A 25,276-nucleotide genomic window follows, 5' to 3' on the forward strand; every position below is an offset into this window, starting at 1 on the left:
GTATCATTCACCGGCCCGGCTGCCCTGACTCCATGTCAGTACGCCGCTGCTGTCTTCCTGAACCACCATATTCCACTGTGACTGTACCCCCGGTGCCGAATCATGTTCCTCAACAGGAACCGCCTCTGCATGGAAGGTCAGTTTATAAATCTTATCGCTGTAATCCACGTCATGCCGGTCATTTGACACTTCATCGCTCAGGCTGATGCTCTCAAGGATACAGTCCGTGGTTTCCCCTGCCGGGAGGACCTGTTTATAATACCGGTAGCTCTTTCCGTTCTCATCCGTGTATGACTTTGACCAGAACGCAGTCTCCATGTTCATATAATCTACATTTCCCTCTTCCTGGCCGGAATCGGTCCAGACTCCCGGATTCCAATGTTTGATCACATGATCCGTATCGTAGCCGGCCTCCTTTTCAAGGATAACAGGCGGGCTGCTCCCCTGTCCCTTTTGGTACCAGTTCTCCTGTGGAGGTACTTCAACACGCAGGAACAGGTCCATTTTACCTGTGTTTTGGAACGAAACTTTTTTAATCACTGTCTCTCCGGGCAGGAACGAGCTTTCCGGGTCAAAGCTTTCCACCATGGCCGCCCCGCTGTGGGAAGTTCCCAGGGGATTGGCCAGGGTCAGCACATCATTGTAATATGCCAATGTGACTGCAAATGACAGGAGCAATATAACCAGTATCAGGAGACCGGCTGTCTTTTTGTTTTTCAGCCATGTATGAATCTCTAATCGTTTCAAAACAACCACCTCCTAATTTTTTCCGGAATCAGAATTCCAGTTAATACTGCATCCATATTTATCGCCGTCCCAGTTATCCGGCGTCACTGAAATGTCCCTGTCAAAAAGCCGCTGCACAGCCTTCCTGCTGACATTCCAGTCATCGCTGGACTGCACGATTTCCATTGTGAAATGGAATTGATACTCCGCATTTTGATACCGCTGATCCTCTATCCCTGACATATCTATAAAATCCACGCCGCGGACCAGCTTTTCCGTACTGCGGTCCTGGATGCCTGATACGGAACCGGGAAGCACTTTTTTGTAGTAATACCATCCATCCTCCCCGCTTTCCCAATTGCCGTCCAATGAAAGGCTGGGTACAGCCGCAGGCAGAGACCGGCCGGATGCATCCACTATATGATTAGGGAGCACCGTGCCATCCTGTGCAACCCATGACTGTGCAAATGCAACTCTTAAAAATACATCTGCCTCCCCATTATTTGTAAAAGAAACCTCCTTCGCCCCCTGGTCCAGGTTTTCTGTTACTCCCCCTTCTACCACAGGCGTCTTTATGGGATTTTCCAGCTGCATGGAGTGGATGACCGTGGCGCCTGTTACTCCGGCTGCAATGGATACGGATATCAGCACGATTATTGGCAGCAGCTTGGATAAGACCTTTCTTTTATCCATAAAGATCATCTCCTTTCTCCAGTTTTCTCTGGCCGCGCGCTACACCTCTGTCTTCAATAAACGCCATGATGCAGTCCGAGGTAAAGGCCGATGCCATATACTGAGGATTGTCACTTCCATGATATTCTGTAAATGGGTTCTCCGGCCTGAAATCCGTTCCCTCCCCATTTGTAAATCCCTTTACATTGGTGACTGATGCGGTGTGATGGAAATAGCTCTCATGATCAGGGGTGTTTGTAAGAATGACCAGGATATCGTCACCTGGTTTCACTGTAACCTTATCCCCGTTCTCAGCTCCTGAGAGCGCGTCTGCCGGTTGGCTTTCCATACGTGACATGGTGTATTCCATGGGTACGATCTCCGCAATGGAAAAGATCTGGCCTTCCTTGGGAGGAATCACAAGGATTGCCCCGCTTTCCTCTCCATTTCCAAGAGCAGTCTGTGTATAGACAGCTCCCTTGCTGTCCAGGACCTGTATCACAAACTTGTAGGCAGAATCAATGGGTTCATTTTCAAGGCCGTTCTGTTCCACTGTCTTTTTGATCCTCAGCTTTGCCGCCAAAAGGGTATTGGTTATTTTAAACGGATTGGCGGATGTACCCGTACCGCTGGAATCGTAGGATGCTGTGTAGGTGTATCCGGTGGACAGTACTGCCATACTGCCATCCTCTATGGGCTGGCCCGCCTGGTCCAGTTCTCTCACCGTGTAAACATATGGCGGGGAGCTTCCATCGGCTTTTACAGGCAGGTCTTTCCAGCCTGCCGTCCATTGGTTGGCTTCACTGAGTTTTACAGGTTCATCAAAGGCCGCCCCATTCTGATACAGCCGGACCTCCAATATCTCAGGCCGCGTATGGTAGGCATTTTCATAATCCACCCATACTTTTTTCACTGTCAGGTCTTTCTGATTATAAGTATTGGTTATCACAGAATGGTCGCTGCTGTAAGTGACAATATATTGCCCCTCCCCAATCCGCACCGTGCTTCCGGCTTCCACCTTATGACCGGAGGAATCGACCTCATAGGGAACATAGTTAATCTTTGTCCCTCCGGAGTCATACCCCGGCAGGTTCTGCCATACGCCGGACCAGTTATTGGAGCTGTCCAGTGTGATGATATCACCTGTTCTTGTGCTCCCATCCTTAAACAATCCCACCTGGACAGACTCCTCTCCGGCACTGCCAACCCACTGTTTCCTCACATTGATATCCGTGATCCGTGTATTCGTAATAGTCATCCCATTGATGCTTGATGCATAACCAACAATGTTGCCGATTTCCTCTACGGTATAAACATGCTCCTCATTTGAATTTACTTCTTTATATTTGGGCAGGTTATCCCACGTATACCTCCAGCCGTTGGATGCCTCCAGCCTGACCGCACTACCAAAAGAAGCGCCATTTTGTTTCAGCTGGACATAGATATATTCAGGCCGTTTCTTATCCTCATTGTTTCCATCCAGCCACAGCTTCCGGACCGTGCGGGAAACCGTCTCGGATTCCGGGGTTGGGATGGATGTGACGCTTGGGAGTGTGAATTTCATGTAACAGCAGGAACCGGTTCCCCCTCTCTCTATAAAGAAGACCGACATGGTATGTTTCTGGTTTTTATCCCTTAGAAGGCCCTTGTTCTGCATCCATGACTTCAAATCCACATAGGCGCCTTCCGCGGAATGGATTCCTCCCAGATCAACGTCACTTACCAGATTACCGTCCACATACAGCCAGAAATCATCATCTCCCCTGAAATAATAGTCCATAGGCCCTGTGTAATCTCCCAGGACAAACTCAAAGTCATAGCGCATTCCGAAAAACCAGTTGTGGGGAATCCCCTCTTTGTTCACGTCCTCATCATTTTGAGGAAACCCGTAATGGTCATAGCCAAACAGAGGGTCCCTGTTTTTTCCCTCAACCGCATTGTCGTAACCGACATTGTCCAAAGGCCAGAAAAGATTGGAATAAAGTTTCTTGGTTTTGTTCCAGTTGTCACATGTATATACAATCTGATCCAGGTCTTTCAAAAGTGTTTTTCCCGAACTGTCATATACGGACTTCAGCGTATAAGTATCCCCCTGGCGTTCAAACCCCAGCTGATAGTTTGGCAGGTATTTCTTGGCATAATAGGCCACCTTTTTACCGTCCTTATATGTTTCACTGGTGATGATATCCCAGGTTGCAAAAAGGCCCGGGTCCTGATAATTAAACTTAATCGTATTGTCCGCGGCCAGGGTTCCTTCGGGAATCCCTGTCACCACGGAACCTGCCTTGTTTGGCACCCCTGTATAACCATGGCGTATCTGTGCCTGGCCGTTCCCTCCGATTCCCACACCGATGCGGGTGGAGCTGCTTCTCAGGGAGGTATTGTTCATTCCCACCTTGCTGGTGTTAAGGGTTCCATGGTTTCCATCCGTGGTGGTTCCCTCCACCGTAACATTATAGTCGTGAAAACCTGTATATCCCTTAATGGTGCCTGATGTGGGCACATAGTTAATCTTTATCTTATTGTTTGTGGCAGCGAGATAAATCTTCTGGTCTGCTGCAGTTTCCGTAAATGTCTGTCCATTGGGGTAATTTGCATTGGTTATGGTCACGCTTTTTACCGTATAATTACCTCCCAGGGCGACCTTACTCCAGTTGGAGACCGCAATGGAGTAATCCAACCCTGTGCCAGAGCCATTGGGCAGGGTCAGGTTATCATCGCTGTATATCTTTACCTCCTGCTTTGCATACGTGCTTCCGCTTTGGGCTCCCGGATACAGTCTGTTCCCGGAGACAGATTCCTTTATTTTACCGTTACTGTCAAAGGTCATCTTATCCAGCTGGGCCCAGTGCTCCACTGTCACAGGCACTTCTTTTACCTCCGGCACATTGACCACAATGTATATGGAAAAGTGGTCTGTTTCCATCACTACAGTTCCGTCTGATGCCACCGTGCTGTTCATCTCATTTGCCACAGCCTGCGTTTCATCCAGATGGTAGACTTTGATTTCCTCTCCTCCGGATTGGAGCCGTTCACTGGAATCCGCCGGTTCCTCCTGCCGGGGCAGCACCTGGGCAGCCGCCGGTACATCTGCCTGGGCGTTGGACGCGGCAGCAGGATTACGTTTTTCCAGCTCCAGGTTTTTAAAAGCTACATTGATGGGCCCTACCGGTTCAACCTCAGCTCCGTCCGCGTAGAGCTTAATATCCAGGGCTTTGTAGGATTGGATGGAAAGCCCCTCTTCCTGAGACTTCTTCACCAATGCCTCATCCACCTGGGCCATCTGATCCTGCTCTACCTCAGAGACGCTCACTGCCAGCTGGTCTGCCTCAGGGAAGGAATCCACCGGCCCGCTGACCGTGACGGCAGCATCCCCAATCCGGCCTTCCAGGGAGATTTCCCCATCACCTGTTACAATCAGTGAAAAACCCTGGGTGGATTTGCAGGTCTTTCCTTTTATCCTGCTCTCCTGGGTGATTTTTCCAAAGTAGATTCCAGGATTCACATCCCCGGACACGCGGAACGAACAAATCAGCATATTCTCCCTAACATCATCCACCATTGCCTTTCTCACCTTAAAGCTGTTTAACTTGGCGTTATACATTTCAATCCTGTAATTTACTTTCCCAAGGTCTACCGTATAATCTTCGCTTTCCTCCTCATCTGCATCTTTCTGGGTTTCCCTGGTATCTTCCGCAGTCGTGCCTTTATGTTCATTTGAAGAATCTTCTGCTTTTGATTCAATTACAACCACAGATTCAGATTCCATTTCTTCACTTTGGTCCTGATCTGTCACCTCTGCCTCTGTTGAATCCTCTTGAACGGGTTCTGATGACATGGTTGGCGCTGCTTCTGTGTCTGCTGCTTCTGTTGGTTCTGCCTCGGCTGATGCCTGGATTGTGGTTTCCTCTGAATCGGCCGGCTCTGTCTCCGTGGCTGCCTGGGTCTGGTTTTCCCCCGTATCAGCGGGTGACGATTCAGCAGATACCTGGGTCTCAGTTTCCTCCGGATTGGCAGGCGCTTCCTCTGCCGCTGTCGGCAATGTTTCTATGGAAGTCTGGATCTGACTTTCCCCCGTATCAGCGGGTTCCTGGGGTTCCGTTTCCTGTGGTATGCCCGCGCCTTCTTCCGGCGTCTCTGGTGCCGGCTTTGAAGGTATATCCGGCCGTGCCTGTGACGGTGTGGCAGGCCGTGCTTCCGATGGCGTAGCCAGTGGAACGGCCGGGGTAGCCTCTGACGGTGTAGCAGGTGCAATATCTGTCTCATCCTTAAAGGAATCTTCCAGGATTGCATCAAAATCAAACATGGATGCATGGATTCCCATAGTGACCATTTCACCTGTTCCTATGCGGTTTCCATCCTGAAATTCAACAGGATCTATGTTCAGATAATTGACTGTATATAAAAAATTCTCACGGACGCGTATTCGTTTTTCTTCGCCTTTTCCGTCAAACTGGAATTTTACCTGCTGGCTTCGTACCCCTTCAATATCTTCATCAATGACAAATGTAAAACGTACTGAATATATCTGTCCGGGAACCAGTTCAATCCCCTCAATCCGTTCCAGTCCCTCTGTTCCATCATCCGCTATGCCACTGTCCAATGCACTGTCATCTGCCATACCATTGTCCGGTGCACCGTCATCCACTATACCGGTATCAAACGCATCCTCTCCTGATTCCTCCAAAAGAGAAAACTCCGCCGAGCCTTCCTGAATCCCCTTTGCGCTATATGTCAGTGAGCCGTCTGTGACCACGGTTCCTGTCTCATTCTTAAGGTGTACATCCAGGGTAACCAGACCTCCTGGACGGTAATCCCCCTCCTCTGAAAGAATGCTGATTACAACATCATCCTTTTTTGAATTTTTAAAGCTGGCATTGCTGACCGTGGCCTTGGAAAATTCGCCAAGCTCCGACAAATCCGTCTCCTCCCGGTAGAACCTGTCATCATATTCTTCGGCAAATGCAATACCGGAATTGCCCAGTATCAGTATGCTCACAATGGTAAACGCCAAAAAACCAGACGTTATTCTCTTCCAGCCCGCTTCCAATCTCCGATTCATCATTTACCTCCTGTATGTTCTGCAAACTCTTATATTTTTCTTAATCCAGGGCATCGTTCCTTAATGTTAATTTTATCAAAAGGGGTATCCTGCATCCTGCCACATCCGGTGCATTTTCCCATTTTTCTATGAATGACACAAAAATATCGCCATCCGGCAATGCAATGGCGATACAGGTTCTATTCCAACATAATCTTTTCAGTTTCCGGCACATGGCCACATGGCACCACAGCTCTCCCCGGCGGTCCGGGCCCCTTATTGCAGGCGGATTCAATCCGCTGAAATATGATACTGCAGAATTCCTTTTTAATCCTGATGAGAAGGAGGATATAGTGACGGTTTCCGTACCTCACTTTATCAAAGGGGTATCCCGCATCCTGCCACATCTGGTGCCTCTTCCCATTTTTCTATGGATGACGCAAAAATATCGCCATCCGGCAATGCAATGGCGATACAGGTTCTATTCCAACATAGTTTTCTCCAGTTCCTGGGTCATGGTCACGTGATACCACAGCTCTCCCCGGCTGCCTGGCACCTTATTGTAGGCGGATTCAATCCGCTGAAATATGATACTGCAGGATTCCTTATTAATCTTGGTGAGAAGGAGGATATAGTGGCGGCTTCCGTACCGTGTATAAGCATCCCCTTTTCTCAGGGAACTGCCGATTGCGTCTTTCAGCAGCTCCATCTGATATATACGGTTATCCTGCCCTCTTCTTTTTCCCTGCTGTCCCAAGGTGAGGAACATCAGCACCGGCTTCAGGTCATGGCGCTCCCTGGCCCGAAGCAGCAGACGGCAGTAGTCAACAAAGCTTGGATAGGTGCAGTAATACGCTCCCGTGATATTGCCTTTCTCAAATATGGTCCCGATTATACCCCCCCCCCCCGACTTCCATATAATACTGACTCGTTATGTGCCATGCCTGAACGCTCCGTTTGTGTTTCCGTTCAAACAATTCCAGGTCTTCAAAACACTTCTGCATCTCTTCCATTGGGGGATTCCCCATCTCCCTTGCGTAGAGTTCCATGGTCCTGTTATAAATATTAATGGCTTCCTCATACCTGTACATTTCCAGGCAGCACCGTATCTGCTCTGTCTGCCAATTCTCAAAGGGATAAATCGCAGATGCCCTGGTGTAAAGTTTAAGCAGGTTCTGGTAGTCATGATTGGATTTAAACGCCTGCTCCAGCTCCCGGATTGTCTCTATATAAAGGCGCTTAAATGATTCGCTTTTCTCATAGAACCACATGTCGGACTGGTTCATGGGCAGCAGCTCTCCGTAATAGCTTTGATTAGCCTGAAGGAACAGCGCGGCCCGTTCCCGTCCCCGGCTTCCTTCCGCCTTATGTACCAGTGTTTCAAAATAAGCCGCATCCAGTTCAATCTTAAAACTGCTCTTCCACCTGCATACCCCATCCTGTATTACCACATATTCCTCCTCCGGAAGGCCGGAAGCCGCCAGCTGTCCCTTGAGCCGGTAACACAGATTGTTCAGGTTTTTATTGCGGTTGCCTGCGTCAGTCCCCTCGCTCCACCCATAGAGAAAATCCATAATCTCGCTTTTTGCAATTCCCTGCTCTCCTGATAGCAGCAGCATCTGGAGAAGACGTACGGATTTTGCATTGCCTGTTTTATGAAACAGTATGTGGTCTTCCCCATACCGCATTGTAAATTTACCCAGCATCTGTACACGCAGAATCTTACCGCCCATGCGGTCCGCCTCCTTTATCATCATATGCCGGAGCTTATTGTACTGAAAGCTCCCCGCCCCTGGTTTACAGCTGTATCATGCTAATCATGCGCATCAGTTCCAGGGCACTTCTGAAATTTACCACCTTACCCTTGGTAATCTTTCCTCTGATGCTTCCCTGTAAACTGGAGAACTGTCTGTATTTCACATAGACAATCAGCACTTCCCTGGCTTTTAACGCCTGCTTAAAGGGAATCTGGTCCATGGTGTACGTCAGGTTGCTCCTGTCAGCCTGCGGATGATGGGAACTGGCCTCCCTGTAACGCCTCTCCGTCTCCAGATTCAGGAAACGCGGATCCGTGGTTGCATGGGGCATACCAACCCAGTTGCACATTTCATCCAGCTTCAGCACCAAATCCCCCACTCCCCTAAACCATATGGGGTCCTTAAGGTAACAGCTGTAAATTTCCCCGCACAGCTCCCCCTCTTCGGTTCCCTGTACACAGACCAGCATGGTGCTGGACCGGTCCGATACCACCAGTTCTTCAATTCGTTTCATGGCCTCTTCGTCCTGTATAATCTCACTGCCCATCTCTTCTTCTCCCTCACTTAAAGTACCTTGGCTTCTATTTACAACAGAATTCCTCTTTTGTTGTAAACTTTCCCATTGTTACTGTCTCCCCATCCATTTAATCCTTTGAATCCTCTGAGGGAAAAATAAAATAGGCACAATAAATAAGCTGGAAAAAAATTGATTTAAACCAGCTTATTTATTGTGCCTTAATTTCAAAAAACGTATGAGACAATCACATTACTATGGCAAACACAAAAAATATGTAGTATAATAGCTCCAAACAATATCCTTCTGTTTACAACAAAAGAGGAATTCTGTTGTAATGTTCTATAAGCAGCCCCATTCGTTCCAACTGTCTGACATGATTCTCTCCGCTTTCCATTGTATAGATACGTGTGGTATTGACACTGCTGTGGCCCAGTATGTCTGACAGCCGCAGCAGATCCTTTTCCTGGCTGTAGTATACCCTTGCAAAGAGGTGCCGTAGATTGTGGGGAAATATCTTTTGCGGATTAATTCCTGCCTTTTTTCCGATTTTTTTCATCTCACGCCATATATTGCTGCGGTCCATGGGCTTTCCGCTGCGTGTCACAAAGATGGGGCCGGACTGTACTTTTCTTTTCTCCGCATACTCCTTAAGAAGCCTGCACAGCTGCCGGGTGAGGAAGATAGTCCTGACCTTTCCTTTGCAGTCCACCTGGACAATCTGTTTTTCCACTGCGGTAACCGTAATATAGGAAAGCTCCGATATGCGGATTCCTGTGGAGCACAGGGTCTGGATTAAAAGACATAACCGTTCATTCCCATCTTTTTGCGCGGCCTCAACCAGCTGCAGGTATTCCTCCCGTTTCAGTTCCTTTTGTCCGGAACAAAATACCTGCTGTTTTACTTTTATAAACTTGACCAGACAGTCATTCCATCCCAGATACCGAAAAAATCCATTGACAGCAGCCAGGGCGCCGTTGACCGTCACCGGCGACAGATTTCTCCTAAGTGTTTCCTTCCAGACCATGACCCTCTCTTTGGTAACTGCCGCCCCATCCATAAACTGTTCAAGCTGGTTCAGATAATATCTGTATTTATAGATGGTTCCCTGGCTCATCTCATTATGCTGCAGCCAGAGACAGTATTCTTCAATCGTTTTGCCTGCAATTGCTCGTTTCAACATGTTCATTCCTCCTTGATTGTTTTTGTTTCTTCCTTTGCCGGGAAATATAGAAAAGGAAGCCCGTATAAGGCTTCCTTTTAGCTTGGTTTTTTATTTCGTAAATTATACTTGCATTCCTGTTCTTTACCGTGCAAAAAAATATATAGCATTTTAATGTCAAAAAAAACCAAGCAGCGAACTCCCTTTGCAAAGGAAACACGGTAGAAGGAGAATGCCGGACAGATGCCCGGCATATACAAATTGGTAAGGTTCCATATCATAATGCTTTATCTTTCAGATTGGTATATCCGTACGCGTTCACCAGCGCCTCCAGCCTCTTGCACTGCTTGCAGAACAGGCAGTCCCTGTAAGTGAGAAGGTTCCTTTCTCAAAATAAAATAGACGGGAAAGTCCTTTAGGGCTTTCCCGTCATGCTTGGGTCTTCCCCGATAGGTGGGAATATTTTGATTAACACGGGCGGTCCACTGCTGTAGGAGTATGGGCATACAAACAGCCATGTAGAATTTCAGAATCGCAACGGGCTAATACCGGACATTTTTCTGCTAAATATAGTAAGCACTAACCTTTTCTTCCAATATTTTTTAATATTTCTTGATAATGGATTGTCGCGAGCTCACTAGTCTTGCCTTTTTTACAAAAATTAAGCTTTGCAAGTTTTGGCACAACTCTTTCCACAGGGATTTCCCCATTCACAGTTTTATCTTCCAGTGCCTTTAACGCTTCAAGAAAACGTCCGTCCTCCTTCGCGCTGTCATAGAATGACAGAATATACACATAGTAAAACAGATTATACCCCCGAAACGGATATTCAATCTGCATGAACAATGTGCCTATTCCATAGTGGCAGGGACTGATGGGCTTACGGATATTCCAGTGTTCCAACAGAAAATCAACAGCCTTATCTAATCGGGCATCCTTGTTAAAATATGGGGAATAGCGCAGCAAATCCAACACAACCAAAGTGGTATAGGGTGTTGAATATTCGGTCTCTTCGCCCCGGCCAAAGCTATATTTATTACATTTCCAGCCACCGTCTTCCTGTTGGGTATCAAGGAAGTATGCAAACGACTTTTTTATCCTGTCATCATTTGAATATCCCATATGACATAGGGTATTGACAGCTAACGCAGTTTGGCATGGATAAATCCCGCCTGTCGGAGAAGTTTTCACCCGCCCGTCCTCTTTCCAGTTACTGAAGATAAGTCCGGCAGCATTCTTCATCACTTCATCATCAGGCGATACGCCTAATTCCAGTAGATACAATATACTTTCTAAGGTGGTATAAGGTGCGCCTTTTAATAATTTGTGATCGATAGTAGTCCAAAAATCCGCACCATTATCATGTCTGTGTGATAAGATTGTTTCCACATCAGAGATGTATTTTTTCTCAACGCTCATAATATAACCTCACTCCTCATTTTCATAGCTTTCGTATAGCATTTATGCGGTGCAATCACATTTTCATATCCCGCCACTTGGTCTGCGGCGTTATCTGTATCTGCCCTATTGCTGCAAACACTGCTAAGGTCCCCCATGTTTAATCAAGCCTTTCTATGTTGACCGTCGCAATTGCTGATTGACCGGGTTCCCCCGTAATAAGATTTTGAGGAGCTGGTATTAGCATCATAAACCCTGCTTTTCCATATCGCGGTTCATAAGCCTGTGCGTATTCTTCCTCAATCGAAATATGCTGTACCTGACCGGCAATCATAGCCGTAATTCCTGCGCCGCTTAAATCCTGTATATCTTTCAGGGTACATTCCATATTCATAAATGCCTCTTGGATGGCTGGCGCTTGAATCGTTTTCGCATTGGTAAGTGTAAAACTTCCTATTGCGAATTCATCTGCTTCTAAATCGTTATGGTTAATCGTAGCTATTAATTTATCATAATAACTTATCGGGAGAAAATTAATGCAGAAGCATTTTTCTCTTTTGATATTTGCATAGGTATGTGTATGCTGGTACAAATTCCCCATAACAGCAAAGAATGCAGTCTTATCTCCGTGAAAGCAGCTCCATGAGTGAAAACAAACATTCGGCTTTCCATTTTCTTTCCATGTAGTTATCGCAAATAAAACTGTAGGTATACCTGCAGTCGTTTCAAAATGCGAAAATAATGCAAACTCCTCTGGATATGAAGGCTTAAAGTATTGCGGAAAATCCTTACCAATCTCTATTTTCATTGTCATCTCCCCCTATTAACTGCTATATTTTTTAATTCTGAGAACTGATACTCCTCTCATCAATTATCTAAAAACCGATATCATATCTTTGTGTCCGTTGTCAATCCATTCGCTAAATGCTTTTCTCAATTTTTGCGCAATTGAAGTGTTATCTTCTTTGCAAAACCATCCCTACATTTGGAATATTATCACCAAGCGCAGCAAGGGCAATTAATGTATCATATCCAAATCTTTCGTCCATTATTTTTTTGGCTTCTTGCGGGAACTTCTTATCCATAGCATATTTCTCCTTAAACTGGCAATGCACTATTTTCTCTTTTCGGGCCTTGCGCAGTTAATTTATCTTTATGCCTCTGTGCACTTACAGCGCAAAGCGCGTCACTTTAGTCAAAAAATTTCCCTTTAAAGAAATTCTTTTTGCCTGTTGGCTTTGCCGTAAGTCTAAACATGACACACCCATCAGGACATACGACAGTTTTACTGTACTTTCCGTCCCCACCGATATTCTCTAAATCTCCACCGCTTCTGACAGCTTCCATAATAGGGAACATAACCATCATGCACTTAGAACAAATGCCATGTCCATCTTGATTGACCGGGCAGCCATACGTGCAAGTGTACTTATCGCCAATCTCTTCTCCATTACGGCAATACCGCTCCGTGTGATCGCCGCGCAAAAATCCAATAACTTCAATTTCCCATTCATATTCCTCATCATACCATTTTTTCATATAATACCTCCAGTTCTATTTCATGTGTACAGTTACAAATATATAAGCTTACCCATAACTTTGTCAAGTCGCGAGCAGGAATGTCCTTTTTACATACCATTCTTCCCTCTTATGAGACTATTATGAAAACTACGTATTCGTCAGCATCGCCAATCCTCCACCGACTGGTCCAGTATGTTCTGAGGCTTGTTATATCCGTGGGAAACAGCAAGGATATCCAGGCCGCCGTACTGTTTTGCGGCAAACGCAACCAATCCCTTTACCTGTTCTTCCACGGACGGGTCGGCTGCATAAGGCAGCGCCTCTCCACCTGCATCACGTATCTCCCCTGCAAGAACCTCCAGCTTTTCCTTGTTCCGTCCGGTGAGCACCACCTTTGCCCCGCACATTGCATAGGCTACCGCGATAGCTCCTCCCAGGGCGCCGGTGGCGCCGGTGACAATGGCTGTCCTGCCCTCAATGGAAAACATCTTTGCAACATAGTCTTTGTAAAAATCCACCATACTGAATTTCCTCCTTATCATGCTTCCGGGTAGTTGATAATGACCAGCATACGGGCCGGAAGGTTACTTTCATTCTTCAGGTATCTGCCCTCAAAGGGCTTGAATGAAATGGATTCATCCTTGTGAATCACATAGGTGCTCCCCTCATTGTCCTTTACCGTCATTTCCCCCTCTAATACGTAGTAAACTTTTTCCAGAGGATTGTCCTCATAGGCATACTCTGCCCCGCATGTCCGGAAAGAAAACATACCAAAAAGGAGGTACCCACCATGCCAAAAAAATCAAACCGCGGTGTCGAAGTCAATCCCTATCACTACATACTCCAATGTCTGGGCGGGAAATGGAAAATGACTCTTGCCATCCGCCAGATGACGGATAAAGGGATTCCAATTGATGCTGACAATTTTGTAGTGCATCTGTCAGAGAAATACGTGGATTCGCTCAGGGAGTATATCAAGGAGGAAAATTTATTTCAGGCAGCTCAGAGAAAACGCAATACAAAGAATGAATGAGATGGATGGCCGAGGAAGAAAAACAGCGGCTTACCCGGATTGCACAGTAATCCGAACTGCTGAAATCCTCTGCACCGCAGAGAGGAAAATAGAGAAGATAACAGAAGTTGATTTGTAAGGGGATAACAAATGAATTTTATTGATAAAGCATAAGCTGATATGAACGGTTTGGCGAGCATAATAGCCGGTTCCTTGGGTAACAGATATAATCCAATAAAAATTCGGTTCTAATGTAATCAAGGCGGGAAAGCCCTGAAACGGCTTCCCGCCCATATCAAATTTGAGTGCGAAAACCACTGCCCCATCTCTGGGCACCGTGACCACAAGCAAGAAGCTTGGGTTATTCATTAATTACATTGACAGGTTTCCCATTTATGTATGCTTTCAGATTATCGACTGCAATATTCATCAGCCTTTGTCTGGATTCCTTAGAAGCCCAAGAAATATGAGGAGTAATGATACAGTTATTCGCCATAAGTAATGGATTGTCTATCCTGATTGGCTCTGTGGAAACTACATCCACTGCTGCCCCGGCCACCTTACCGCTGTTAAGGGCATCTCTCAAATCTTCTTCCACTATTAATTGCCCCCTAGAGTTGTTTATAATCATCACCCCATCCTTCATCTTAGCAATACTCTCCCTGTTGATTATTCCCTGCGTTTCCAGGAATAATGGACAATGCAGGGAAATGACATCGGAAGCAGCTAGCAACTCATCCATTTCTACATACCGACAGGTTGCGCTCTCTAAAGATTTATTTTTACGCGTATCATAAACAAGAACCTTCATTCCAAGTGCTTGGGCAATTCTTCCTGTTCCTTGTCCAATACGACCAAACCCAATAATTCCCATTGTTTTTCCTGCTAACTCAACCAAAGGATGGTTCCAGAAACACCAATCAGGATTGTTAGTCCAATCCCCATTCTTCACGCACTCTGCATGTTCACCAATATGGTGGCATAATTCCAACAAAAGCGCAATTGCAAACTGTGATACAGCATCCGACCCATAAGTTGGAATATTAGTAACAATCACCCCAGCCTCCTTGGCAGCCTTCACGTCTACTACATTATAACCAGTTGCCAAAACACCAATATATTTCAAATTCCGGCAGGACTCAATAGTTTTTTTTGTAATGGGTGTCTTATTGGTGTAAACCACCTGCGCATCCCCAATGCGCTCCACTATCTCCATCGAGTCTGCGGTGCGGTCATAAACTGTCAGTTTACCCAGCTTCTCAAAGCCATCCCAGCTTAAATCTCCCGGATTCTCTGTATAACCATCCAAAATAACGATTTTCATTCATGTCCTCCTCATTTCTATAAAATATTATCACGCTAATTCTGTGCCATAAACAGCATTCTCTATTATTCCCTTAATCTTCAACCAATGCCCATGCGCGGTTGATTGTACGCTTGGTATTTGCCAGAATAATATCACCGTCTTCATCTGGACGAGGTGTTACCTCCATAGAGAGCACATAGGGATTCTGTACATTAAAGAATCCCTCCTGTTTCAATACAGTAAAAAAGTCAACCAACTGCGCCACATCATTTGCACTTTTTGGATAACCAAAGCGCGGATGCATATCGCCATAGGCATCGCTTCCCTTTATTACAACTGCATTTCCAATGTGAAAATGCGTAATATATGGTCTCAACGTCTGTATTACAAATCTGGAGTCCTCATAGGTGGTCGGGAAATGGGACAAATCCACAAGTAGTCCAAAGTTACTATGGGTTGAACGCATATCAGCTGCAAATTTTGCGGCGTAAGGAGCAGGCCCGATAAGCACAGCTTTGTCCATATCATAGTCAAACACCTCAAGCTCTACCATCATCCCTTTTTTTCCTGCATAACTGCAAAGATTACGAGTGGTCTTCAACAACTGTCTATATGCTTCATCCTTGGTTTTCTCATTCCACTTTCCTGCCAAAAAGGCAATTCCCTTAGCTCCCATCTGCTCAGCCTCATCAATGGCTTCAATCAAGGTTAGCTCTGCTTTTAACCTTTCCTCTTCATCCATGTCATTAGGGTTTAACTTTGGGCCTAATATCCTGGGTTGTGCGCCATAACAAACCTTCATGTGGGACTGCTCCAACATCTTTCTGACCTTTTTTCTAGCTGCTTCGTCCTCAATTTTCGTGATCTCGACCGCTGTAAAAAACTCATCTGCGACAAGTGTCTTGATGGAATCCAGCAGCTTGTATTTCATCGGCGGGTGGGTCATCCATTGAATGGTACCTATATAAAAATATTTCTGAATCGGGTCTTTCATCCTGTTCTCTCCTTTTCCATCCTTTTGTTAACACAATAACTTTACGATATGTTTTCTTTCTCGCATAAGCATATGGCGCCCAGGCCTATAAATCCAGCCTCCTTCTGAATCGTCTCCATCTCTTTCTGGTAACTGGCACAAGCCTTTTCCAATCCCTCCGGCTGACCGAAAACAGTATAAATACCAGAAACGAGAATTTCTGCCCCGCGCTTCATACATTCTGCAGAATGCTCACGGTCGATTCCTCCATCTATGGATATCATAAAATGGGTATCCGTCTCTTTCTTTAGTTTCTGCAGTTCATCCAGCCTTTCGAGGGCGTCATGCATAAAAGGTTGTCCGGCAAAACCCGGCTCTACTGTCATGAGCACCACATAGTCCACGAATCGGACAAGAGGCTCCAATAGAGAAATAGGCTGCGAAGGATTGATAACAACCCCCGCTTTCATTCCCGACTGTTGGATGCTGTCAATCAGTCTTCTGGAAAAGCGAGTGCTGTCAATATGAAAGCTCAGGTAATCAGCTCCGTCCTCCCTCATTCTATCCACATAATCCTCAGGGTTTGTTACCATTAGATGAACATCTATCGTCAGGTTTGGGTAACGTTTCCTAACTGCCTGTACAATTGATAGAGGAAAAAATATATTTGGCACATAATGTCCATCCATAATATCTATATGTACAAAATTCACTCCCCCTCTAATCATTCCATCCATCTCCTCGGCCATTGTAAACAGACCGCAGTTGGCAAGCGAGGGGGCATTAATCATCCACTTTTCCCTCCTTCGAATTATACTCCTTAAATTTGACGACTGTCCTTTCTGCCATTCTAGAGAGGTCAACGGCATCAGACATCATATATACTATGTTGTAGCCCTTATCATACAAGATCTGAGCATCTTCTATATCATTGGCTACTGTGCCGAGGAATTTACCAGACGGTATCACTATATTCTCAATCCGTTTGATGGCAGCCTTAAATTCCTTATTATCAAACTGTCCCCTGATTCCCATAGAGGCAGACAAATCCATAGGGCCTATAAAAATACCATCCAGCGCCTCAATCTCCATCATTTCCGGAAGGTTATCAATTCCATCCATGGTTTCAATGGCAATCATCACAATATTCTCGTCGTTTGCCTTTTGCATATACTGTCCTCTGTTCATACCAAACCCACATGCTCTTGGGCTTCCAGCAATGCCCCTGATGCCTAAAGGAGGATATTTGCAGCGCAGAACTGCTTCTCTAGCCTCATCTACTGTCCTTACATAAGGAATGTGAATACCCATGACTCCACAATCACAGATTCTCTTGATTGCAATCAGATCATTCCACGGTGCTCTTGCAAAAGGTACTGTATTCGTTCCCTTCATGGCCTGGCACATACTAAACACTGTCTGGTAATCTACTGGTGAATGCTCAACGTCAATCACCAACACGTCAAAGCCTGCATTTGCCAATATTTCCGCAGATACATTGCTGGCCATGTGAAGCCACGCGGCAGATACCCTTCCCTTCTTCTTTAAAATTTCCTTGACCCTGTTGTAATATAATTCTTCCATGTTACTTTCTCCTTTACAGTTCCAGAAATTCTTTATTTTTTTCAGCCTCATACGCTTTGTAAAGCTGCGTTTGCATGATTCTACTAATCAGCCTCTCATCCAATTCGGAAAACTTTTTTTCAAATGCCTCAGACGCATCTCTTAAGTGTTCAGGTTTTCCTGTTCCGTAAATCACCATATCGACTCCCTCCCGTGACAAAGACCATCTAAGAGCCGCATCAGCTAAATCCGAAATTTGTTCAATGCCCGCTTCCTTCGCCATGTGGAACAACTGCCCTTTCATATATGCCTCTCTTGTAATAACCCCCATCTTTTGAGCCTTGGCAGCCTTCATCACCCTATTTTGAGCCTGATAATCAGCAAAATTAAAGTTGATATAGATTACATCAAAATAACCCGATTGAATCATTCTGAGATAAGTTTCCTCACCGGAAAAGGTGTCGGCACAAGCGAATCGAATCAATCCCTCCTGCTTAAGAACAGATATATTATAACCCAGTTTTTCAAGGTATTCCGGATCATGCTCAAATGCACATTTCATGGGAGCAATATTAAAAAAATCAATAGTCTCTCTCTGAAGAAGCTTTAAGATTCTCTGTGCCTCATTCCTGAGAAGAATCAAATCTGCCATTTTGGTATTATTCTTATCATAGGTATAAACCATACCCTCAGGACGTGTCTGGATTACGACATCATAGGGAGGAGGCAACTGCTTCAAATTACGCCCTAATGCCTCTTTCTCGGAGTCCTGAGTTACATCAAAAAAATTAATTCCCAGTTCGTAGGAGGACTTTAAAATCGCCAGACGGTTTTCCTGACCAAAACCTTCTAAAATCTCTCCTGGAGTCGTGCTACGCTTAAAGTCCTCGTTAAATCCCCTAGATTTTCCATTTTGAAGGTACTCATGGCCGCCCATTCCCAGAATAGAAGCTCTTACACCAGTCCTTCCTAATTCAACATATTTCATTGCTTTTCTCCCTTCCTTATATGATGAGGATATCCTGCATTTTTGAAAAAGTCTGAATACCTCTGTTCAATTATACGTTTTTCACCCTCCGCCACTTCATTCATTGTCATCCTCCGTACATCAACCTAGGCGCCCAAAGTATAATCTCGGGGCAAAGACATAACAAAACCACTTCAGCTATGATGGCAATGAGGAAAGGTATGCTTTCCTTTAAAAATTCAGGCATCGTGCATCCCAGAACACTGCAGACGGTATACATAGCCACTCCAACTGGCGGTGTCAAAATGCCCGTGGTGACAACCGTAGAAACGATAATACCAAAAAATACAGGATCAAATCCAAAGCTCTTTACCATCGGAAGAAGAATTGGCGTCAGAAGAAGTATGACAACAGAGCCTTCCATGAACATCCCAAATAGCAGAAGAGCAATAATGATAATTGCCATAACCACTAATGGCTGTGTTGTAATTCCTGTGATAAAAGCCGTCATTTTCTGTGGAACTTTGTCAAAGGGTATGCCATATCCAAAAATACCTGACATAGAAATCATGAACATGATTGCCCCAACATCCACAACCGCTTCCTTCAAGGTTTCAATCAATCTCTTGAAATTCAGCTTTTTATAGATAAAAAAGCCCACAATAAGCGCATAAACACAGGCAAAAGAGCCAACCTCAGATGGGGTAAACAGACCGAATCGAATTCCGACCAAAAGCAGAATAGGAAAAATCAATGCCCATATAGTGTCTTTAAGAGAATGAATGATATCATGAAAGCCTGCCTTTGATTCTCTGGCCGGCTTAAATCCGCGTAGGCGAGAAGTAACGCCCACTGTCGCCATCAAAATCACAGTCATAAGCAGTCCTGCCACCATACCTGCTGCAAACAGACGTCCAATAGACACCTCCCCCGTGGTTCCATAGAGAATCATTCCAACCCCCGGAGGAATGGTACAGGTAATAAGAGATGTATAGCCAATAACTGCTCCTGTATACCCCTTGGGATAACCCTGCCTCTCCATCTCAGGCCCCAGGATACGGCTCTCCATTGCCGCATCAGCATTAGATGAACCAGAGATGCCGCCCATGAGCGCAGACAGAACCACGCTTACTTGGGCCATGCCTCCTTTCATATGTCCGCAAAGCAGCATGGACAGTTCTATCAGCCTGTCTGTAATTCCTGAAGCATTCATCAGACTCCCTGCAAACACGAACAGAGGCACTGCAAGAAGTGTAATATTCTGAGTCTGGGAAATAGGCAGCTGTACTGCCGTGGTTATTGGCAGTTCCGGATGCTGAAAAAAATAAGTAAAACCGGAGATTGCAATGGAAAATCCAACCGGTACACCCACTACCAGCAAAATCAGGAATGTAATCATTACTATAATCATAAGTTAACCTCCTAATATTATAACAATGTGCCAGACAAGAATATCCGGCACATTATCCTTAATACCTGATTGCCTACAAAAATGTCAGTTCATCCTGGTTTCTGATGGTTCGGACAATCTTGATAATGGTTGTCGCTACCATGGAAAGGCATGATACTGGTACACTTAATGTTACCCAAGTATAGCTAAGAAACGGTATTCCCTGAAATGATCGGTACCAAGTTTTTACAGACTGCAGGAATCCCAGGTAAACCATACTGCATAAGAAGACAAGACAGATTACATAAATTATCAGCTTCATTAATTTCTGAATATCCTGTGGAAGAATCTTAATTATAACATCAACATTAATCAGCTTTCCCTGCCGAAACGCCAAATCCGCCCCCAAGAAGGTACTCCATGAGAAAAGCAGGAGCGCAATGTCTGTTCCCCAGTTGATCGGATGCCCCACTGCACGCATAACAGCCGCAATAAAAATCACAACCACGCTGGTTACCAGACAAATAATTGCAAGCGCCATCTCAACATCACAAAATTTCTTGTAAAACTCCTTCATGTAATCACTTCCCACTCTTTATTTTATGATTTCCTTCCCAAGTTCTTTATAAACAGCCTCCCTTGCTTCATTCAGATTCAGCTTATCATACGCTTCCTGACTAGCCTTTCTGAAAGCTGCAATGTCCATTTGGTCGGCCGGAACATACTCCATACCACTGTTAATCATAGCCTGCTTAGCCGCGTCGGAATCCTTTTGCATCTGTTCGGATACCTCTAAACCTGCATTGTTACATTCATCGGTTAGAATCCTCTGATAATTTTCGGGAAGACTGTTAAACCACTCAGCAGAACATACCATAAAGTTCATCTGATAGATATGCTGGGTCTCAAGAATATACTTTGCCACCTCCTGAATTTTTAAATTATTGGCTGCAATATAAGGAAGTTCACAGCCGTCCACAACCTTTGTCTGTATACCATTGTACATCTCGCCATACGCTAACGAAACTGCTTTGCAACCCAGGGAATCAATACCCGCAACCCAGACAGGAGCGCCTGCGGTACGAATCTGCAGCCCCTTCATCTCGTCAGGATTAGTGGCTTTTTTATTTGCATATATATTTCTGTAACCTTGAACAAACCCAAAAGAGATAACCTTTATATTATGCTCATCCTCCAGCTTCTTCTCCCATTCTGCAATTGTCGGAGAATCCATCAGCTCCTTAACCTCATCCATATTCTCTAAGAAATAGGGGGCAAGCAACACGCTGAACTCATTTACATAGTTTCCAAGTCTCGCTGCATCTGTCTGCCAGCCCACATTGGTCCCCTGTTTCATCTGCTCCAGAATATCCTCCTCAACCCCCAGTTGGGAACTTGGATAAACCTCTATCTGAAGTTTTCCTCCTGTTTTCTTGCTTACTGCCTCAGCCCACTTCAGATATGCTTGGTGGAATGGGTCATTTTCGGTTAATGTGTGACCGAAATTTAACTTATAAAACTGACCATCGTCCTTTGCATCCTCTGCACTATCCCTTTTTGTCTCTTCAATGGCAATCTCAGTTTTCTCGGAATTTACCGGTTTATTTCCCCCTCCGCAGCCTGTCAACAAACTAACTACCATAGAAGCTGCACATAATACTGACATCATCTGACTTTTTTTCATCATAATCCTCCTTATTATATAGTACCGTTTTCCACCTCATTAAATACAACAAAATAATACTACATATTTATACCCAAGTCAATAACTCAGCAACATTATTCCGTTATTTTGTACAAAATATATAAATTTATTTTTATTTATAATTCATTATGCACAATACAATAAAAAACTTATAATATTAATTTTGCCTTTAGGATTACATTGCTTCATTTTCCATTTTGTTTTATAATAAAAGTAATATATGCACCAACAGCCGTGCAGCTATCATTTTTCCAGGAGGTAATGAATGTCATACAACCACAACGCTAGTCAAAAGGTAAGTGATTTCATCACTCAGAACATATTGTCTGGTGAATGGAAGTCTGGGGATAAAATCTGGTCCGAGAATGAATTTTGTTCATATCTTGGAGTTAGTCGTATTGCAGTAAGAGATGCCATCGCCAATCTAACCGCTATTTCTGTTCTAAGAAAAGTACGAGGTTCCGGCACCTATGTAGAAATTTTGGACAACGCTTCACTGGAAGGGACCAAATACTTTGCGCTGAATATTGAAGATGTTCTAGAATTAATGGAATTTCGCATTATTATAGAGCCTTACTGTACAGAGCTTTTCACTGAGCGGGCCACCCCAGAGGAAATTCAAGCGCTCGAAGACAGTTATTATAACATGTTAAAGTACCATGATGATGAGAAGAAGGATTACTATTCCAATCAATTCCACCACCTCATTGCTCTGGGCAGTAAAAACAAGTTCATTATCAAAATAATGAATTATTTAAACGAAAATATGCTTGACCACCAAAAGCTTCTCTCAAAGGGCTCCCGCCGACAAAACTATCAAAACGGCGTCACCTACCATTACAAGATGCTCCAGGCGATTAAATCAAACGATAAGGAAATGGCTGGTATATACTGTCGTTACCATATTCGCCTTGGTATGGAGTTATATCGTGATGCGCTTGAACGTAAAAAAGATGAAAATATGAAAGGAGAATCCCCATCCGCAGACTCCTAAAGTTTAGACATGAAAACAAAGCAGATAGAAATATCTGCCCGTGAAATGGTATGCGGCATGTGAGGCGGGTTCTGGCGTTTTGCAAACGCCTAAATATTATTGAACCCGCAAAATGCAATACACTGCCACAGTTGGCTTGAGCTTTTTTCAAGACTCTATAATATTTATTTTGCCAATTTATCGATCATTGCAATAATTCTGCCCGCGCAGCTTCGGATTTCTCTTTCCGAATGCAATCCTTTTTCATATGCATCCCGAATATCTGCATCATCATTTGTATTTCCCGGCATAATAATGTCGTTTCCGGCAGCTGCGCATTTCCACGGCTCACTTCCATCCTCCGGAACTGTTGTATTCCAATCAGACATGATTGTGCCTCCCCTCCCCCCATTCTTCACGGACAACAACGGTACACAAGTCCCGACTGTTTGCTGCGTGTACACCATTTATCAAATTATAAGATGTCATGATTGACACCGGTGCACTTTTCTTCACAGCAATTTCAAACCCTCGGAAATAAATCTCTCGTAGGGCCCGCTCTGAAACACAAGCATCTACACCCATTCGATTATCTTCCTGGTTATTACATGCAAAATGTTTAGTCGTCACTCCAGAGAATGCAAATACCTTTGACTCTGAACCCATTGTTTTGTTCCAGTCATCGTTCCACTGACCTTTTACAGTCTTATTGAAGTACTGTGCATCCAGCCATTCTTTGGAATCTTTGATCCAGTCTACAATCTGCTCATAAGCTCCAAACCTCATAAGACCGGTTCAGAGGAACAAAATATCTTGCTTCTGAATGAATCCCTTTATAATCCGCCAGCATTCTTGGATATAACTGCGCCGTACTCCGGAGAACCCAGATAATTCGCCCAGGGAGCAGGGGTATCCGGTCTCGTTATTACATATTCTTTTTTCTCTTCATCAAAATGACCAAACTTCATTGCTCCAATCTCCTTCTAGCTTAATTCGACAGTAATTGTATGTAGCCCGAACTAACGTAATAATATTACCTGCCACTATTCGATATATATATCATTTTCATGCCATTTGCTACGTTTTTATGCTCTGTTTTTATTCTGCCAGGGTACGCAGACAGTACGAAAGCCCCGGTCATAACCTGACATGACCGGAGCTCCTTCCATACTGCTTATTTGTTTTCCTTCAATACCTGGACTGCCTTCTGAAGCTGGTTGTCTTCCTCCGGCTTCACCACGGCCTGGGTTTTAAGTTCCTCGTTCAGCTCCACTTCCACATCCGGCTCAATTCCCTTTCCGTGCAGGTCAAAACCGCTGGGTGTATAATAGTGGGCTGTGGTAATCTTGATGGCGGAACCGTCTCCCAGAGGAATCAGGTTCTGTACAATTCCCTTTCCGTAGCTGGTGGTTCCCACCACGGTAGCCCAGTCATAATCCTTCAGGGCTCCCGTAAACACCTCGGAAGCGCTGGCTGAGTCTCCATTGACCAGGATGGCGATGGGTATTTTCAGCTCATGGCCGTCTGAGGCGGTGTATACATCACCCTTTTCGTTTTTGTCTGCCGTGTAAACAATCAGGGTCTTGCCCTTCCCCTTTTTATACCGGTCCAAATCGTCGGGGAGAATATAATCCACCATCTTAACAGCGCTGTCCAGGACTCCGCCGGGATTACTCCTCAGGTCGATGATTAAGCCTTCCATGCCATCCTTTTGAAGCTCATCCACTGCCTGTTCAAACTGCTCCACTGTAATCACGTCAAATTCCGACACTGTAATCCGGCCGATTTTATCGTCCAGCATGCTGTACTCCACGGTGGGCACCTCAATTTTGCGCCGGGTAACGGACATATCCACATACTCGTCCTTGTCCGCCCTGTATACCGTGATAGCCACGTCCGTGCCTTCTTCGCCCTTGATGTAATTGTTCACCAGCACATCAAGGCTTTCGGAAGCCACCAGGGTATCGCCCACCTTATATATAATGTCCCCTGGCTGCATCCCTGCCTCCAGGGCCGGGGAACCCTCGAACACCTTCACGATGGTGCATAGCCCCGTGGTTCTGTTCTGGCTTAACATGGCTCCGATACCGGAGTAGGTTCCCTTTGTGCTGTCATTGATGGAACGGAAATCCTCCTCCGTGTAATACGTGGAATAAGGGTCATCCAGACCGGCCAGCATCCCTCTGTAAATAAAATCCTCCACATTGCCGGCGTCCTCGTCGTACAGGAAGTGAAGATCTATGATTTGCTGAATCATGGACATTTTGGCCGTAACCCGGTCAAAATCCACACCCTCTTTATGGCTGCTTCCGTCTGTGATTCCCGGTCTCTTACCCTCTATGGCCACGCTGGGCTGACGGCTCATGACCCTCTTGCCGAAGATATAGATACCGGCCGACATCCCCACCACAATCAATCCTATGAAGGCGGTTACAAGGGCTCCCACCAAAGCCCCGGACCAGAACCGGTTCTTTCCCGCCCCATTGCGATTCCCGTCCTGAGGCCCCGGCCCGTTGTCCCTGTAGGGACCATCCGGCTGCCCGCCCATATTATGTTCCTGTCTGTCAAATTCACGATTTTCCAATTTACGTCTCCT

The 25,276-nt window shown here is 45.2% G+C and carries 26 protein-coding genes and 2 pseudogenes; 2 read left to right on the forward strand and 26 right to left on the reverse strand.

The annotated features are described in order from the left end of the window. Window positions 1–3 precede the first annotated feature (3 nt). From LA360_RS09590 to LA360_RS09650, 14 genes are all read right to left on the reverse strand, one after another. The gene (locus tag LA360_RS09590) at window positions 4–747 is read right to left on the reverse strand and encodes a BsaA family SipW-dependent biofilm matrix protein (RefSeq protein WP_022203371.1); all 744 of its coding nucleotides are present in this window, start codon (window positions 745–747) and stop codon (window positions 4–6) included. Between the two features lie 12 nt (window positions 748–759). Continuing rightward, the gene (locus tag LA360_RS09595; RefSeq protein ID WP_089774427.1) at window positions 760–1,419 is read right to left on the reverse strand and encodes a hypothetical protein; all 660 of its coding nucleotides are present in this window, start codon (window positions 1,417–1,419) and stop codon (window positions 760–762) included. Continuing rightward, window positions 1,412–6,460 carry a Cna B-type domain-containing protein gene (locus LA360_RS09600; protein ID WP_112482979.1) on the reverse strand — a complete coding sequence of 1,683 codons (5,049 nt, stop codon included), beginning with the start codon at window positions 6,458–6,460 and terminating at the stop codon, window positions 1,412–1,414. The genes LA360_RS09595 and LA360_RS09600 overlap by 8 nt, the downstream gene beginning before the upstream one ends. A 179-nt stretch (window positions 6,461–6,639) precedes the next feature. Continuing rightward, window positions 6,640–6,846 carry a hypothetical protein gene (locus LA360_RS09605; RefSeq protein ID WP_057571977.1) on the reverse strand — a complete coding sequence of 69 codons (207 nt, stop codon included), beginning with the start codon at window positions 6,844–6,846 and terminating at the stop codon, window positions 6,640–6,642. 74 nt (window positions 6,847–6,920) lie between these two features. Next, complete coding sequence (locus tag LA360_RS09610; RefSeq protein WP_002593123.1) at window positions 6,921–7,148, reverse strand: nucleotidyl cyclase domain-containing protein; 228 nt, start codon at window positions 7,146–7,148, stop codon at window positions 6,921–6,923. A gap of 166 nt (window positions 7,149–7,314) precedes the next feature. Beyond that, a complete protein-coding gene (locus tag LA360_RS09615; RefSeq protein ID WP_225537486.1) occupies window positions 7,315–8,172 on the reverse strand; it encodes a bacterial transcriptional activator domain-containing protein in 858 nt (285 codons plus the stop codon). Window positions 8,173–8,236: 64 nt separating this feature from the next. Beyond that, complete coding sequence (locus LA360_RS09620; protein ID WP_003526300.1) at window positions 8,237–8,743, reverse strand: hypothetical protein; 507 nt, start codon at window positions 8,741–8,743, stop codon at window positions 8,237–8,239. 277 nt (window positions 8,744–9,020) lie between these two features. Continuing rightward, complete coding sequence (locus tag LA360_RS09625; RefSeq protein ID WP_057571976.1) at window positions 9,021–9,893, reverse strand: tyrosine-type recombinase/integrase; 873 nt, start codon at window positions 9,891–9,893, stop codon at window positions 9,021–9,023. A 558-nt stretch (window positions 9,894–10,451) separates the two neighbouring features. Further along, window positions 10,452–11,291, reverse strand: a complete 840-nt coding sequence (locus LA360_RS09630; RefSeq protein ID WP_002588524.1) for a prenyltransferase/squalene oxidase repeat-containing protein — start codon at window positions 11,289–11,291, stop codon at window positions 10,452–10,454. A gap of 139 nt (window positions 11,292–11,430) precedes the next feature. Continuing rightward, the gene (locus LA360_RS09635) at window positions 11,431–12,078 is read right to left on the reverse strand and encodes a flavin reductase family protein (RefSeq protein WP_112482975.1); all 648 of its coding nucleotides are present in this window, start codon (window positions 12,076–12,078) and stop codon (window positions 11,431–11,433) included. Window positions 12,079–12,226: 148 nt separating this feature from the next. Continuing rightward, window positions 12,227–12,355: a hypothetical protein gene (locus LA360_RS29625; protein WP_022201928.1), complete on the reverse strand. Its 129-nt coding sequence runs from the start codon at window positions 12,353–12,355 to the stop codon at window positions 12,227–12,229. Window positions 12,356–12,461: 106 nt separating this feature from the next. Then, window positions 12,462–12,809 (reverse strand): TIGR04076 family protein, encoded by a 348-nt coding sequence (locus LA360_RS09640; RefSeq protein ID WP_022201929.1) that lies wholly within the window; start codon window positions 12,807–12,809, stop codon window positions 12,462–12,464. A 140-nt stretch (window positions 12,810–12,949) separates the two neighbouring features. Next, on the reverse strand, window positions 12,950–13,312 hold the full coding sequence (locus LA360_RS09645; RefSeq protein WP_225537487.1) for an SDR family NAD(P)-dependent oxidoreductase: 363 nt from the start codon (window positions 13,310–13,312) through the stop codon (window positions 12,950–12,952). Between the two features lie 17 nt (window positions 13,313–13,329). Continuing rightward, window positions 13,330–13,560 carry a cupin domain-containing protein gene (locus LA360_RS09650; protein ID WP_225537488.1) on the reverse strand — a complete coding sequence of 77 codons (231 nt, stop codon included), beginning with the start codon at window positions 13,558–13,560 and terminating at the stop codon, window positions 13,330–13,332. Between the two features lie 21 nt (window positions 13,561–13,581). On the opposite strand from LA360_RS09650, the gene LA360_RS09655 reads away from it, so the two are divergent. Further along, window positions 13,582–13,824: a hypothetical protein gene (locus tag LA360_RS09655; protein ID WP_057571975.1), complete on the forward strand. Its 243-nt coding sequence runs from the start codon at window positions 13,582–13,584 to the stop codon at window positions 13,822–13,824. Window positions 13,825–13,854: 30 nt separating this feature from the next. On the opposite strand, the gene LA360_RS09660 is transcribed toward LA360_RS09655, so the two are convergent. The 9 genes from LA360_RS09660 to LA360_RS09700 all read right to left on the reverse strand — a co-directional run bounded on the left by LA360_RS09660 (window position 13,855) and on the right by LA360_RS09700 (window position 21,689). Beyond that, the gene (locus LA360_RS09660; RefSeq protein WP_057571974.1) at window positions 13,855–14,172 is read right to left on the reverse strand and encodes a hypothetical protein; all 318 of its coding nucleotides are present in this window, start codon (window positions 14,170–14,172) and stop codon (window positions 13,855–13,857) included. After that, window positions 14,165–15,127, reverse strand: coding sequence for a D-2-hydroxyacid dehydrogenase (locus tag LA360_RS09665; RefSeq protein ID WP_089774421.1), 963 nt, complete (start codon window positions 15,125–15,127; stop codon window positions 14,165–14,167). Before LA360_RS09665 ends, LA360_RS09660 begins: the two co-directional genes overlap by 8 nt. Before the next feature lie 73 nt (window positions 15,128–15,200). Further along, the gene (locus LA360_RS09670; RefSeq protein ID WP_089774418.1) at window positions 15,201–16,103 is read right to left on the reverse strand and encodes a sugar phosphate isomerase/epimerase family protein; all 903 of its coding nucleotides are present in this window, start codon (window positions 16,101–16,103) and stop codon (window positions 15,201–15,203) included. 41 nt (window positions 16,104–16,144) lie between these two features. Beyond that, entirely contained in the window at window positions 16,145–16,873 is a 729-nt protein-coding gene (locus tag LA360_RS09675; RefSeq protein ID WP_057571967.1) for a ribulose-phosphate 3-epimerase, read from the reverse strand. After that, entirely contained in the window at window positions 16,866–17,666 is an 801-nt protein-coding gene (locus tag LA360_RS09680; protein WP_057571965.1) for an HpcH/HpaI aldolase family protein, read from the reverse strand. The genes LA360_RS09675 and LA360_RS09680 overlap by 8 nt, the downstream gene beginning before the upstream one ends. A 13-nt stretch (window positions 17,667–17,679) precedes the next feature. After that, window positions 17,680–18,633, reverse strand: a complete 954-nt coding sequence (locus LA360_RS09685; protein ID WP_057571963.1) for an aldo/keto reductase — start codon at window positions 18,631–18,633, stop codon at window positions 17,680–17,682. Between the two features lie 106 nt (window positions 18,634–18,739). Then, on the reverse strand, window positions 18,740–20,023 hold the full coding sequence (locus LA360_RS09690; protein WP_057571961.1) for a TRAP transporter large permease: 1,284 nt from the start codon (window positions 20,021–20,023) through the stop codon (window positions 18,740–18,742). A 73-nt stretch (window positions 20,024–20,096) separates the two neighbouring features. Further along, the gene (locus LA360_RS09695; RefSeq protein WP_057571959.1) at window positions 20,097–20,579 is read right to left on the reverse strand and encodes a TRAP transporter small permease; all 483 of its coding nucleotides are present in this window, start codon (window positions 20,577–20,579) and stop codon (window positions 20,097–20,099) included. An 18-nt stretch (window positions 20,580–20,597) separates the two neighbouring features. After that, on the reverse strand, window positions 20,598–21,689 hold the full coding sequence (locus LA360_RS09700) for a C4-dicarboxylate TRAP transporter substrate-binding protein (protein ID WP_225537489.1): 1,092 nt from the start codon (window positions 21,687–21,689) through the stop codon (window positions 20,598–20,600). 283 nt (window positions 21,690–21,972) lie between these two features. Between LA360_RS09700 and LA360_RS09705 the strand changes: the two genes are divergently transcribed. Then, the gene (locus LA360_RS09705) at window positions 21,973–22,701 is read left to right on the forward strand and encodes a FadR/GntR family transcriptional regulator (protein WP_112482973.1); all 729 of its coding nucleotides are present in this window, start codon (window positions 21,973–21,975) and stop codon (window positions 22,699–22,701) included. Window positions 22,702–22,865: 164 nt separating this feature from the next. On the opposite strand, the pseudogene LA360_RS31150 reads toward LA360_RS09705, so the two are convergent. The 3 genes and pseudogenes from LA360_RS31150 to LA360_RS09720 form a co-directional block, all read right to left on the reverse strand. Next, window positions 22,866–23,316: pseudogene (locus tag LA360_RS31150) on the reverse strand (glycoside hydrolase family 3 N-terminal domain-containing protein); the annotation flags it as partial. 203 nt (window positions 23,317–23,519) lie between these two features. Continuing rightward, window positions 23,520–23,648, reverse strand: a pseudogene (locus LA360_RS31840) (hypothetical protein); the annotation flags it as partial. A gap of 206 nt (window positions 23,649–23,854) precedes the next feature. Next, window positions 23,855–25,264, reverse strand: coding sequence for a S41 family peptidase (locus LA360_RS09720; RefSeq protein ID WP_057571953.1), 1,410 nt, complete (start codon window positions 25,262–25,264; stop codon window positions 23,855–23,857). Window positions 25,265–25,276: the final 12 nt, after the last annotated feature.

Origin of the sequence: Enterocloster clostridioformis (assembly GCF_020297485.1) — a bacterium.
Lineage (GTDB): Bacteria > Bacillota > Clostridia > Lachnospirales > Lachnospiraceae > Enterocloster > Enterocloster clostridioformis.